The following is a 12,394-nucleotide window of genomic DNA, read 5'->3' on the forward strand; positions in this document are numbered from 1 at the left end:
CGGCGCAGATTCGTTCGGTCTAGCGTCCCGAGGCAACAGGTATCGGAGTCTTGCCCGATACTTTCGAACTCCACGATGCCGTGGACGCCCGGCCCCGCCGGGCGAGGCACGACGACGTGACCGAACCGAGGAACGCGATTGACGACCCAGACGACCCCGGCCGCAGCACGCGACCGGCAGGACGGCAGCACCACGCCCCCGTGGCGCGACGTGCGGCTCGCCGCCGCCGAGCGCGCCCGGGCGCTCGCCGCCGACATGACGCTCGAGGAGAAGATCGCGCAGCTCGTCGGCGTGTGGGTGGGGGCCGACGCGTCCGGAGGCGGCGTGGCACCGCACCAGGCCGACATGACGGGTGACGTCCCCTCGTGGCAGTCGGTGATCGAGCACGGCCTCGGTCAGCTCACGCGCCCCTACGGCACGGTGCCCGTCAGCCCCGAGGCCGGTGCGCGGTCGCTCGCCCGGTCGCAGCGCGAGCTCATGGCAGCGAGCCGGTTCGGTATCCCGGCCCAGGTGCACGAGGAGTGCCTCGCCGGGTTCGCGGCGTGGCGCGCGACGGCCTACCCCGTCCCGCTGTCGTGGGGTGCGAGCTTCGACCCCGAGCTCGTCGAGGCGGTGGCGGCGCGCATCGGCGCGACCATGCGGGCCGCCGGCGTGCACCAGGGCCTCGCGCCCGTGCTCGACGTGACGCGCGACCCCCGCTGGGGGCGGACCGAGGAGACCATCGGCGAGGACCCGTACCTCGTCGGCACGGTCGGTGCGGCCTACGTGCGCGGGCTCGAGTCGAGCGGCGTCGTCGCGACGCTCAAGCACTTCGCCGGGTACTCGGCGTCGCGCGCCGGGCGCAACCTCGCGCCGGTCGCGATGGGCCCGCGCGAGTACGCCGACGTGATCCTGCCGCCCTTCGAGACCGCCGTGCGCCACGGCCGCCCGCGCTCCGTCATGCACGCCTACACGGACGTCGACGGGATGCCGTCCGCCGCCGACCGCGGGCTTCTCACCGGCCTCCTGCGCGACACGTGGGGCTTCGACGGGACGGTCGTCGCCGACTACTTCGGTGTCCGGTTCCTCGAGCGGCTCCACGGCGTCGCGGCCGACGGCACCGACGCGGCACGGCTCGCGCTGCGCGCCGGGGTGGACGTCGAGCTGCCCACCGTGGACACGTTCGGACCCGCCCTCGCCGACGCCGTGCGGCGCGGTGACGTCGACGAGGAGCTCGTCGAGGTGGCTCTCCACCGCGTGCTGCGGCAGAAGGTCGAGCTCGGCCTGCTCGACCCGGGCTGGGAGCCCGTGCCCGACGGCGGCGCGGGCCTCGACCTCGACGACGCGGCCGGGCGCGACCTCGCCCTGCGCCTCGCCCGCGAGGCCGTCGTGCTCCTCGCGAACGACGCCGGCGCGCTGCCGCTCAGGGCCGGGACGCGCCTCGCGGTCCTCGGTCCGCTCGCGGACGACCCGATGGCGATGCTCGGCTGCTACTCCTTCCCCGCGCACGTCGGCTCGCACCACCCCGAGGTGGAGACCGGGATCGACATCCCGACGGTCCTCGATGAGCTCGGCTCGCGGTTCGACGTCGTGCACGCCCGCGGCTGCGACGTCACCGGGACGGACACGAGCGGGTTCGCCGACGCCGTCGCGGCGGCGAGCGCCGCCGACGTGTGCGTCGTCGCGGTGGGCGACCAGGCCGGGCTCTTCGGGCGCGGCACCTCGGGCGAGGGCTGCGACGCGGCCGACCTGCGGCTGCCGGGGGTCCAGGAGGACCTCGTGCGCGCGGTCCTCGCGACGGGAACGCCCGTCGTCGTGCTGCTGCTCACGGGCCGGCCCTATGCGCTGGGTGCGCTCCTCGGCTCGCCGACGCCGCCCGCCGCCGTCGTGCAGGCGTTCTTCCCCGGGCAGCTCGGCGGCCGGGCGCTCGCCGAGGTCCTCTCGGGCGAGGTGTCGCCGTCGGGACGCCTGCCCGTGAGCGTCCCGCGCGACCCGGGCGGGCAGCCCGGCACGTACCTCTCCGCCCCGCTCGGCCTGCGCTCCGGCGTCTCGAACGTCGACCCTACGCCGGCGTTCGCGTTCGGCCACGGGTTGTCCTACGCGACGTTCGCGTGGGAGGGCGTGCGCGTCGTGAGCCCGGTGGTTCCGGCCGCCGCACCCGACCGCCCCGAGGCCGCGGTCTGGCCGGTCGACGGCGAGGTGGACGTCGAGGTGACGGTGCGCAACACCGGCGCGGTCGCCGGGGCCGACGTCGTGCAGCTCTACCTGCACGACCCGGTCGCCCAGGTGACGCGGCCCGTCGTGCGCCTCGTCGGCTACGTGCGCGTCGCGCTCGGCCCGGGCGAGGTCGCGACCGTGACCTTCACGGTCCCCGCCGACGTCACGTCGTTCACGGGCGTCGAGGGCCACCGCGTCGTCGAGCCGGGTGACGTCGAGCTGCGCGTCTCGCGCTCGAGCGCCGACGCGGTCGCGACGCTCCCGCTGCGCCTCGTCGGGGTCGAGCGCGAGGTCGACCACACGCGCCGCCTCGTCACCGACGTCCGGGTCGAGCGACCCGGGGTGCCCGCCGAGCCCGGCCTGCACGAGAACCATCACGAGGAGGTGAGCGTGGGATGACCCTGGACCAGGGCCCCGTCGACGTCGGCGAGGCCACGAACGTCGCGACCGCCGTCGCCGCGGCCGAGCACGCACGCCCCGGCGAACCCGGGAAGGGTCGCGGGGAACGCAAGGCGCGCCGACGCCGGGCCGGCCACGTGACGTGGCGCGTCGCGCTGCGCAAGGACTGGCGGCTGTACACGTTCCTCGTGCTGCCGGTGCTGTTCCTGCTCGTCTTCCGGTACCTGCCGATGCTGGGGAACGTCATCGCGTTCCGTCGGTTCCGGCCGGGCGGCAACCCGTTCGGCGACGAGTGGGTCGGGCTCTACTACTTCGAGATGTTCATCCAGAACCAGCAGTTCTGGCAGGTGTTCTGGAACACGGTCGTCCTCGGCCTGCTGACCCTCGTGATCTGCTTCCCGCTGCCGATCGTGTTCGCGCTCCTGCTCAACGAGCTGCGCTCGCGCCGGTTCAAGCGCGTCGTGCAGACGGTCTCGTACCTGCCGCACTTCATGTCGATCGTCATCGTGGCCGGCCTGGTGCTGCAGCTCACGTCGATCAACGGCACGGTCAACCAGATCGTCGAGGCGTTCGGCGGCGACCCCGTCGCTTTCATGCAGCAGCCCGAGTGGTTCCGCACGATCTACGTCTCGTCGGAGGTCTGGCAGACCGTCGGGTGGGGCACGATCCTCTATCTCGCGGCGCTCACCACGATCGACGACCAGCTGTACGAGGCGTCGCGGATCGACGGCGCCAACCGGTGGCAGCAGACGTGGCACATCACGCTGCCGGGCATCCGGCCCACGATGATGGTCCTCCTCATCCTCAACATCGGCTCCTTCATGGCGGTCGGGTTCGAGAAGGTCCTGCTGCTGCAGAACCCGCTGATCTACTCCACGGGCGACGTCATCTCGACGTACCTCTACCGCGTCGGCATCCAGTCCGCGCAGTTCTCCTACGGGACCGCGATCGGGCTGTTCGAGGCCGTCATCGGCCTCGTCCTCGTGCTCACCGCGAACACCCTCTCGCGCCGCCTGACAGGAGCCTCGCTGTGGTGACCGACCCGCTGACCGCGGCCCCCGACATCGCCCGTGTGCGCCAGCAGGCCGGGGCCATCAAGGACTCCCTGGGCTACCGGGTCTTCCGTGTCGTCAACGGGTTCGTGCTCGTCGCGATCTGCGTCGTGACGCTGTACCCGTTCGTCAACCTCTTCGCGAAGGCGTTCTCGTCCGAGGGCTACATCGCGGCGGGCGAGGTCAACCTCGTGCCGCGCGGGTTCAACCTCGAGACGTTCCAGGTCGTCATGGGCGACCCGCTGTTCTGGACGAACTACAAGAACACGGTCGTGTACACGGTCGTCGGCACCGTCGTCGCGATGGCGCTCACGACGACGTACGCCTACGCGATCAGCCGCACGCAGCTCAAGGGCCGCAACTTCTTCATCGGCCTCGCGGTGTTCACCATGTTCTTCGGCGGCGGGCTGATCCCGAACTACATCCTCGTGGCCAACGTCCTGGGCCTGCGGAACACCATGTGGGCGGTGATCCTCCCGGGCGCGATCTCGGTGTTCAACCTGCTCGTCATGAAGTCGTTCTTCGAGAACTTCCCGTCGGAGCTCGAGGAGGCGGCGGCGATCGACGGGATGTCGACCTACGGCGTCTTCGCGCGGATCGTCCTGCCGTTGTCGAAGGCGGTGCTCGCGACGATGACGCTGTTCTACGCCGTGAGCATCTGGAACTCGTGGTTCACCGCGTTCCTGTACCTGGACCAGAAGGAGCTGTTCCCGGTCACGGTGTACCTGCGCAACCTCATCGCCGCGGCGACCGGCACGGAGGCCGTGACCGGTGGCGCCGGCGGCGACACCGTCCAGATCGGCGCCAACATCCAGTCGGTGACCATGCTCCTCACCGTCCTGCCGATCGTCTGCCTGTACCCGTTCGTCCAGAAGTACTTCGTCTCGGGCGTGATGCTCGGCTCCGTCAAGGGCTGACCTCTCGGACGAAGCACCCGCACCACGACCCACCCGCACATCTCAGCGACGTCAGAGCGACGAAGCTCGTCACCCGAGGAGAGAGATGAGAAAGACCCGAATCCCGGCCGCCGCGCTGGCGACCGCGACGACCCTGGCCCTGGTCCTGACCGCATGCAGCGGCAACGGCGGCGACACACCGGAGGCCGAGGAGGGCGGCGCCGTCACGATCGACGCCGAGCACTCCGTCGGCGCGATGGAGGAGTTCGAAGCAGGGACGACGTTCAAGGCCACCGAGCCCGTCGACTTCTCCCTCATGTACCGCGACCACCCGAACTACCCGGTGAAGGAGGACTGGTCGATCTTCGAGAACCTCGAGGCGAACCAGAACGTCACCTTCACGCGGACCGACGTGCCCCTGGCCGACTGGGACAACAAGAAGTCGCTGCTCATCGGCGCCGGCGACGCGTCCGAGCTCATCCCGGTGACCTACCCGGGCCAGGAGGTCCAGTTCGTCTCCGGCGGCGCGGTCCTGCCCGTCTCCGACTACCTCGAGTACATGCCGAACTTCGCCCAGAAGGTCGAGGACTGGGACCTGCAGGCCGAGCTCGACACGAAGCGCCAGGCCGACGGCAAGTACTACATCCTGCCCGGCCTGCGCGAGATCCCCGACGTCCAGTACTCGGTCGTGATCCGCGAGGACCTGTTCGAGAAGGCCGGCATCACGGAGGACGCCGAGACCTGGGACGAGTTCGCCGAGCAGCTCGAGCAGGTCAAGGCCGCGAACCCCGAGCTCTCCTACGCCATGACGGACCGCTGGACGGACACGACCCCGCTCGGCGCCATGCTCCAGTACATGGCACCGAACTTCGGGACGAGCGGCGGCTGGGGCTACGCCAACACGTGGTGGAACCCCGAGAGCGAGGAGTTCGAGCTCACCGGAACGACCGACGCGTACAAGGAGCTCGTCACCTACGTCGCCGGGCTCGTCGAGGCGGGCTCGCTCGACCCGGAGATCACCCAGAGCGACGACCAGGCGGTCCAGAAGCTCCTCGGCGGCCAGGTCGCCGCGATCTCGGGCAACACCCAGGAGATCAACTCCTACCGCCAGAAGCTCGCCGACGCCGGCAACCCCGACGTGCCGCTGCGCCTGATCGTGCTCCCGGACGGCCCGTTCGGCGGCCAGCTCGCGGGCAGCCGGCTCTCGTCGGGCCTCATGATCTCGTCCGACGCTGCCGAGCAGCCCCACTTCAAGGCGCTCCTGCAGTTCGTCGACTGGCTCTACTACTCCGACGAGGGCATCGAGTTCGCCCAGTGGGGCGTCGAGGGCGAGACGTACACGAAGGACGGCTCGGGCGTGCGCGCCCTCCAGCCCGACGTCGGCTGGAACGCGCTCAACCCCGACGCGCCGAAGAAGCTCAACGCGGACTTCGGCTACAGCAACGGCGTGTTCCTCCTGGCCAACGGCTCGTCCAAGGACCTGCTCCAGTCGGTCATGTCGGAGGAGACGAAGGAGTGGACCGACGCCGTGCTGGCGAAGAAGGAGACGCTCCCGGTGCCGCCGTCGGCCGGGCTCGACGAGCTCGAGCTCGAGCAGACCTCGCTGCTCGACACGCAGATCAAGGACGCCGTGATGGCGGCGACCGCGGCGTTCGTCACCGGCCAGCGCCCGCTGAGCGAGTGGGACGCGTACGTCGCGGAGATCGACGGGCTCGGCGGGACGCAGCTCATCGAGACCAACAACGCCGCCCTGGCGCGCCAGGGCGACTGACGCCGCCCGGCGCCGACGCCGCGGGGACTCCCCACCGCCGCCGCCCGGCCGCCCTGCCGGGCGGCGGCGGTCCCGCACCGTCGGCGCGCCGTACGACCCTTCGCAGACCCCAGACCTGGAGCCGTCCCGTGACACCCGTCGTCGTCCCGTCCGAGCCCGTCACCGTCCTGTCCGACGCATGGCGCACGTGCGTGGGGACGGGCCGCTTCAACCTCGCGCTGCGCCAGGACTACCAGGAGTCGCTCGCGCTCGTGCAGGCCGAGATCGGCTTCCGGTACGTCCGCGGCCACGGCCTGCTGTCGGACGACGTCGGGATCCACCGCCCGTACGACGTCGCGGGGCACCACGGCACGCGGTATGCGTTCACGTACGTCGACCAGGTGGTCGACGCGTACCTCGCGCTCGGGATCAAGCCGTTCCTCGAGCTCGGGTTCATGCCGTCGGGCCTCGCGTCCGGCGACCAGACGGTGTTCTGGTGGAAGGGCAACGTCACGCCGCCGCGCGACCACCGCGAGTGGGCCGCGCTCGTCTCCGCCGTGCTGCGCCACCTCGTCGACCGGTACGGGATCGACGAGGTCCGCACGTGGCCGGTCGAGGTGTGGAACGAGCCCAACCTCGTGAACTTCTGGGAGGGGGCCGACCAGGAGGCGTACCTCCGCCTCTACGAGACGACCGCGCACGCCGTCAAGGACGTCGACGCCGACCTGCAGGTGGGCGGCCCGGCGATCTCGCCCGGGGCCGACGACTGGTGGGCGCCGTTCGCCGACGCCGTCGCCGCGCGCGACCTCCCGTGCGACTTCGTCTCGTTCCACGCGTACACCACAGGTCCCGCGCAGCACGTCCCGTTCGGCGTCTACCAGACGCTGCGCCGCCCGACCGACCTGCTCGACCAGTTCGCCCGGCCCGGTGAGCTCCTCGCCGGGACCCGCCTGGCTGGGCTGCCAGCCCACGTCACGGAGTTCAACACGAGCTACCGCCCGGACAACCCCGTGCACGACACCGCGTACAACGCCGCCGCGCTCGCCCCCGTGCTCGCGGCCGGCGGCGACGTGGTGGACTCCTTCTCGTACTGGACGTTCTGCGACGTCTTCGAGGAGGAGAACATCCCCACGTCGATCTTCCACGGCGGCTTCGGCATGGTGGCCCACCGCCAGGTGCGCAAGCCCACGTACCACCTCTACGCGTTCATGGCCCGCATGGGCACCGACGTGCTCGCGCGCGGCGAGGACCACCTCGTGACGCGCGACGCCGCGGGCCGGGTCACCGTGCTCGCGTGGCAGCCCGTCGGCGGCACCGACGACCCGGCCGAGCCCGAGCGGCACGAGGTGCGGCTCTCCGTCCCGGTCGGCGCTCCGGGCGCCGGACCCGCGGGCGCCGACGGTCCCGCCCGTGCGTCCGTGCACCGCAGCGTCGTCAACGAGACCGACGGCAACGCGTTCACCGCGTGGCACCACCTGGGCCGCCCGGAGTCGCCCACCTCGCGTCAGCTCGACCTGCTCCACGAGGCGGCCGAGCCCGCACGCTCGCTCACGTCCCTGCCTGTCGACGGCGGCCGCGTGGACCTCGTGCTCACGCTCGCCCGGCACGAGGTCACGCTCGTCGAGATCGACCCGGTCCGCGACGAGACGCCGCCGTGGCTCGACGACGACCGCATCCTCGGCCGGGTCCTCGGCCGGGAGAGCGCGCGATGAGCGACCTGACCAGACCCGCGCCGCCGTCGGGCACGGGCGCGCCGCTCCCGGGTGAGCTGAACCAGGGCACGCTCGGCCGCGCGACGGCGCTCGTCTACTGGTACGTCGTCGTCACCGCGCTGCTCGCGCTGGCCGCGATGCCGACGCTCGTCCTGCTCCTGCTGCTCGACCGCTCGGCGTCCAACGCGCCCCTCGCGGCGCTCGCCGCCGTCCCGCTCGGGCCGGCGCTCTCCGCCGCGCTGCACGCCGTGGCAGCGCGCGAGACAGCGGACGAGGTGGCTCCCGCGCGCGCCTTCTGGCGCGGGTACCGTCGGAACGCGCTGGACGTGCTGCGCGTGTGGGCGCCCGCTCTCGTCGTGGTCGCGGTCGTGGGCGTCGTGCTCGCGAACGCCGACGCCGCCGGGGTCGGGCCGACCTACGCGGGCGTGCTCGTCGTGATCGCCGTCCTCGCGCTCGTCTGGGGCCTGCACGCGGTCGCGATCGCGACGTTCTACTCGTTCCGCACCCGCGACGTCGCGCGCCTCGCCGCCTACTACCTCGGCCGCCTGCCGCTCGTGAGCCTCGGCGTCGTCTCGCTGCTCGTCGCGGCCGCGGGAGTCGCGTGGTTCGCGACGGACGGCGTCCTCGCGCTCGTCGGCGGGATGTGGGCGTGGTGCTGGTACCGCAACGACCGGCGGATGCTCGACGACGTCCGCACCCGCTTCATCGCCTGACCAGCCGACTGATCCGCCCCTGACCCCCCGAGGAGCCTCCCGTCATGACGCCCGCCCGCCTCCCCGCGACCGAGAAGATCCTCTACGGGGGCGACTACAACCCCGAGCAGTGGACGCGCGACGTGTGGGAGGACGACTACGCCGCGTTCGACGAGGCGTCGATCGACACGGTGACGCTCGCGGTCTTCGGCTGGTCGTACCTGCAGCCCGCGGAGGACGTCTACGACTTCACGCGCCTCGACGAGATCGTCGCACGCGCTGTCGAGGGCGGGCGGAAGATCGTCCTCGCGACCTCGACCGGGGCGCTGCCGCCGTGGCTCGCGCACGCGTACCCCGAGGTGAACCGGACCGACTTCGAGGGCCGGGCGCACGCGTACGGGCAGCGGCACAACGCGTGCCCCAGCTCGCCCGTCTACCGGCGGCTGTCCGCCGAGCTCGCGGGCCGCATCGCGGAGCGCTACGCCGGGACGCCCGGCCTCGTCGCGTGGCACGTGGGCAACGAGTACGGCGGGTACGACGGCGGCTGCTGGTGCGAGCGCTGCGCCGTCGCCTTCCGCGGGTGGCTGCGCGAGCGGTACGGCACGATCGAGCGGCTCAACGAGGCGTGGAACGCGACGTTCTGGTCCCACCTGTTCTCCGACTGGGACCAGGTCGTGCCGCCCAACAAGCTCACCGAGCACTGGCGCGGGCCCGACCACACCGCGTTCCAGGGCATCACGCTCGACTACCGCCGCTTCATGACCGACGCGATGCGGCAGAACTTTCGCGACGAGAAGTCCCGCATCCGCGAGCACGACGCGACGACGCCCGTGACGACGAACTTCATGGGCATGTTCCGCCCGCTCGACTACCACCGCTGGGCCGACGACCTCGACTTCGCGTCGTGGGACAACTACCCGCCCGGGCAGCGCGAGCACGCGCGCATGGCGCTCGCGCACGACTTGATGCGCGGGCTCAAGGACGGCGCGCCGTTCTGGGTCATGGAGCAGACGCCGACCATCACCGCGAGCCGCGACGTCAACCCGGTCAAGCGTCCGGGCGTGCTGCGCCTGTGGTCGTGGCAGGCCGTCGCGCACGGCGCCGACGCGGTCCTGTACTTCCAGATGCGGCAGTCGAGGGGTGCGTGCGAGAAGTACCACGGCGCCGTCCTCGACCACGCGGGCCGTCGTGACACGCGCAGCTTCCGCGAGATCGCCGCGCTGGGCGCCGAGCTGCGCAACCTCGGCGACGCCGTGCTCGGCGCACGCACCCCGGCGCGCGTGGCGCTGCTGTTCGACTGGGACTCCTGGTGGGCGGCCGAGATGACGGACGGCTTCAACCGGCACGCGCGCTACGTCGACACAGCCCTGGCGTACTACCGGGCGCTCTGGCAGGCGAACGCCGACGTGGACGTCGTGCCGGTGACCGCGGACCTGTCGCGGTACGACATCGTCGTCGCGCCCATGCTGCACCTGCTCAAGGGCGACGTCGCCGCGCGGCTGGAGGGAGTGACGGCGCGCGGCGGGACGGTGCTCTCGTCGTTCTGGGCGGGGCGCGTCGACGAGCACGACAACGCGTTCCTCCTGGACGCTCCCGGCCCGCTCGGTCCGCTGTTCGGCCTGCGCGTCGAGGAGACCGACTCGGCCGAGCCGGGCGTCGTCAACCCCGTCGCGCTGCACGACCCCGACCTCGACGACGTCGCAGGCACCGTGGGGACGCCCGGCAGCGCGCAGGCCCCGCTCGTGGTGGGCGCCGAGCTCGTCTTCGAGGTCGTCGTCCCGCAGGGTGCCGAGGTCGTCGGGACGTACGGTGCCGAGTTCTACGCGGGCACGCCCGCTGTGACCCGGCACCGGGTCGGGGGAGCCGACGGCGCGCCCGGGGAGGCCTGGTACGTCGCCACGGCGCTCGACGACGCAGGCGTCGCCTGGGTCGTGCGGCGCGTGCTCGACCGGCACGCCCTCGTCGGGCCGTACGCCGACGTCCCCGACCTCGAGCTGGCCGTGCGCGAGCGCGACGGAGAGCGCACGGCCTTCGTGCTCAACCACGCCCAGGAGGCGGTCGAGGTCCCGGCCCACGCGTCGGGCACCGACCTCCTCACGGGCCGGCGGATCGAGCGCGGCGAGCCGCTGCGCCTCGCCCCGACCGGCGTCGTCGTGCTGCGGGAGGACCGCTCCTGAGACCGGGCGTCGGCAGGCCTACGGGCGCTGCGCCTGCCACAGGACGTCGCGCGCCGTCGCGGTCAGGGACCTGCTGTGCCGCTTCGACCGGTCGAGCAGCTCGTCGTACGCGGCGCCCATGTCGAGGCCGAGGTCCTGGGCGAGCGCGCCCTTCGCCTGCTCGATGACGACCCGCGCGCCGAGGGCGTGCGACATGCCGCGCAGGACGTCGTCCTTGCTCGGGGACTCGGGCTGGGCGATCGAGAGCGTGGCCATGTCGGCGAAGGCCCGTGCGGTCCGGCGGCTGGTGTCGTCGAGGACCAGCGGTGCTCGCGCGAAGAGGTTCAGACCACCGACGACGTCGCCCCGCCAGAACATCGGGGTCGCGTGGACGGCCTGGAAGCCGGCCTCGACGACGGCCGGCCCGACGGTCGGCCACCGCTGCGTCAGCTCGTCGACGCCAGTGGCGTGGATCGGCGCCTGGGTGTGGAGCACGTCCAGGCAGGGGCCCTCCGCACGCAGGGCCTGGTAGAGCTCGAGGTGGGTCGCCGCGTGCGACGTCGCGGTGAGGACCTCCTGGCCGCCCTCGGCCTGCACGAGCAGCCCACCGGCGTCGCAGCCGGTGAAGGTCGCGGCGTCCTGCACGAGCTGGAGGAGCAGACCGGCGAGGTCGTGCTCGTCCAGGAGCGAGGCGGCTGCGGCGGCGAGAGCGTCGGAAGGGGAGTGCGGCGTCATGGCTCCTCGGTTCTCTCGGACTCGACCGCGTCGAGGCCGTCCTGGGTGAAGGTGAGTCGACGCGCGATGACGTCGTTCGCCACGGCGTCGAGGGTGCTCGACGCGGCGAACGCGTGCGCCCGGAGGACGGCGAGCGCGTCGGCGGGCGGGATGCGCAGCTGCGCGGTCACCATCCCTGCCGCCTGGTGGACCTGCGCCCGGATGGACCAGTCGAGCGAGTCGACGTCGCCCACCACCGCCGCGCCCACCGCGTCCGCGAGGAACTGCAGGTCCGCGAGGTCACGGGTCAGGCGTCCCCCGCTCACGTACAGGGTGAGCACGCCGACGGTGTGGCCGCCCACCCGCATCGGGGCCGCATAGAAGGTCGCCGGACCGCTGAGCTCGCTGACGAGGGAGGAGAACAGCGGGAACGAGGCATCCATCGGACTCCCCCCGTCGAGCTCGGCGACGACGATCCGGTCCTGGTCCAGCGCGAGCCGCCCCGGCCCCTCACCGAGCAGCTGCTCCAGGTCCTCGATGTGCGCGGACATGCCGTCCGAGGTGCTGACGGTCAGCCGCTCCTCCGGTGTCGCCGAGACGACGACCGCCCCGCTCTGCGCGCCGAGGACCTCCACCGCAGCCCGGCACATCCGTGACGGCATCGGCAGCTCGGTCTCGACGTCCGCCAGAGCGCGCGCGAGCAGCCTGAGCAGCTGTGACGCGTCCACCACGCTTCTCCGTCCGGTCGGGTCCTGGTGACATTCTTCCACCAGCGCGCGCGCTCGCCCGGGAACCCGGCCCGGCTCGACATGACTCGAGGCGGCCGG

Annotated in this window: 9 protein-coding genes; 7 read left to right on the top strand and 2 right to left on the bottom strand. The window is 72.2% G+C overall.

The window, feature by feature from the left end:
* Positions 1 to 138: 138 nt before the first annotated feature.
* The 7 genes from ACMXGY_RS04440 (at position 139) to ACMXGY_RS04470 (ending at position 10,874) form a co-directional block, all read left to right on the top strand.
* Positions 139 to 2,595 carry a beta-xylosidase/alpha-l-arabinosidase gene (locus ACMXGY_RS04440; protein WP_483775678.1) on the top strand — a complete coding sequence of 819 codons (2,457 nt, stop codon included), beginning with the start codon at positions 139 to 141 and terminating at the stop codon, positions 2,593 to 2,595.
* A complete protein-coding gene (locus ACMXGY_RS04445; RefSeq protein WP_483775679.1) occupies positions 2,592 to 3,632 on the top strand; it encodes an ABC transporter permease in 1,041 nt (346 codons plus the stop codon). Before ACMXGY_RS04440 ends, ACMXGY_RS04445 begins: the two co-directional genes overlap by 4 nt.
* Complete coding sequence (locus ACMXGY_RS04450) at positions 3,626 to 4,564, top strand: carbohydrate ABC transporter permease (protein WP_483775680.1); 939 nt, start codon at positions 3,626 to 3,628, stop codon at positions 4,562 to 4,564. The genes ACMXGY_RS04445 and ACMXGY_RS04450 overlap by 7 nt, the downstream gene beginning before the upstream one ends.
* 85 nt (positions 4,565 to 4,649) lie before the next feature.
* The gene (locus ACMXGY_RS04455; RefSeq protein WP_483775681.1) at positions 4,650 to 6,314 is read left to right on the top strand and encodes an ABC transporter substrate-binding protein; all 1,665 of its coding nucleotides are present in this window, start codon (positions 4,650 to 4,652) and stop codon (positions 6,312 to 6,314) included.
* 128 nt (positions 6,315 to 6,442) lie between these two features.
* On the top strand, positions 6,443 to 8,005 hold the full coding sequence (locus ACMXGY_RS04460; RefSeq protein ID WP_483775682.1) for a GH39 family glycosyl hydrolase: 1,563 nt from the start codon (positions 6,443 to 6,445) through the stop codon (positions 8,003 to 8,005).
* A complete protein-coding gene (locus ACMXGY_RS04465; protein WP_483775683.1) occupies positions 8,002 to 8,718 on the top strand; it encodes a DUF624 domain-containing protein in 717 nt (238 codons plus the stop codon). Before ACMXGY_RS04460 ends, ACMXGY_RS04465 begins: the two co-directional genes overlap by 4 nt.
* Positions 8,719 to 8,762: 44 nt before the next feature.
* Positions 8,763 to 10,874 carry a beta-galactosidase gene (locus tag ACMXGY_RS04470; protein WP_483775684.1) on the top strand — a complete coding sequence of 704 codons (2,112 nt, stop codon included), beginning with the start codon at positions 8,763 to 8,765 and terminating at the stop codon, positions 10,872 to 10,874.
* A gap of 18 nt (positions 10,875 to 10,892) precedes the next feature.
* Here ACMXGY_RS04470 and ACMXGY_RS04475 read toward each other — a convergent pair whose 3' ends face one another.
* Together ACMXGY_RS04475 and ACMXGY_RS04480 are read right to left on the bottom strand one after the other, a co-directional pair.
* A complete protein-coding gene (locus ACMXGY_RS04475) occupies positions 10,893 to 11,588 on the bottom strand; it encodes a GAF and ANTAR domain-containing protein (RefSeq protein ID WP_483775685.1) in 696 nt (231 codons plus the stop codon).
* Positions 11,585 to 12,295, bottom strand: coding sequence for a GAF and ANTAR domain-containing protein (locus ACMXGY_RS04480; protein WP_483775686.1), 711 nt, complete (start codon positions 12,293 to 12,295; stop codon positions 11,585 to 11,587). Before ACMXGY_RS04480 ends, ACMXGY_RS04475 begins: the two co-directional genes overlap by 4 nt.
* Between the last annotated feature and the right edge of the window lie 99 nt (positions 12,296 to 12,394).

This window comes from Cellulosimicrobium sp. G4 BAM 1002, from assembly GCF_057126935.1.

Coding starts and splice junctions, on each gene's coding strand:
- ACMXGY_RS04445 (WP_483775679.1), top strand. CDS start 2,592: ATGACCCTGGACCAGGGCCCCGTCGACGTCGGCGAGGCCACGAACGTC.
- ACMXGY_RS04455 (WP_483775681.1), top strand. CDS start 4,650: ATGAGAAAGACCCGAATCCCGGCCGCCGCGCTGGCGACCGCGACGACC.
- ACMXGY_RS04465 (WP_483775683.1), top strand. CDS start 8,002: ATGAGCGACCTGACCAGACCCGCGCCGCCGTCGGGCACGGGCGCGCCG.
- ACMXGY_RS04470 (WP_483775684.1), top strand. CDS start 8,763: ATGACGCCCGCCCGCCTCCCCGCGACCGAGAAGATCCTCTACGGGGGC.
- ACMXGY_RS04475 (WP_483775685.1), bottom strand. CDS start 11,588: ATGACGCCGCACTCCCCTTCCGACGCTCTCGCCGCCGCAGCCGCCTCG.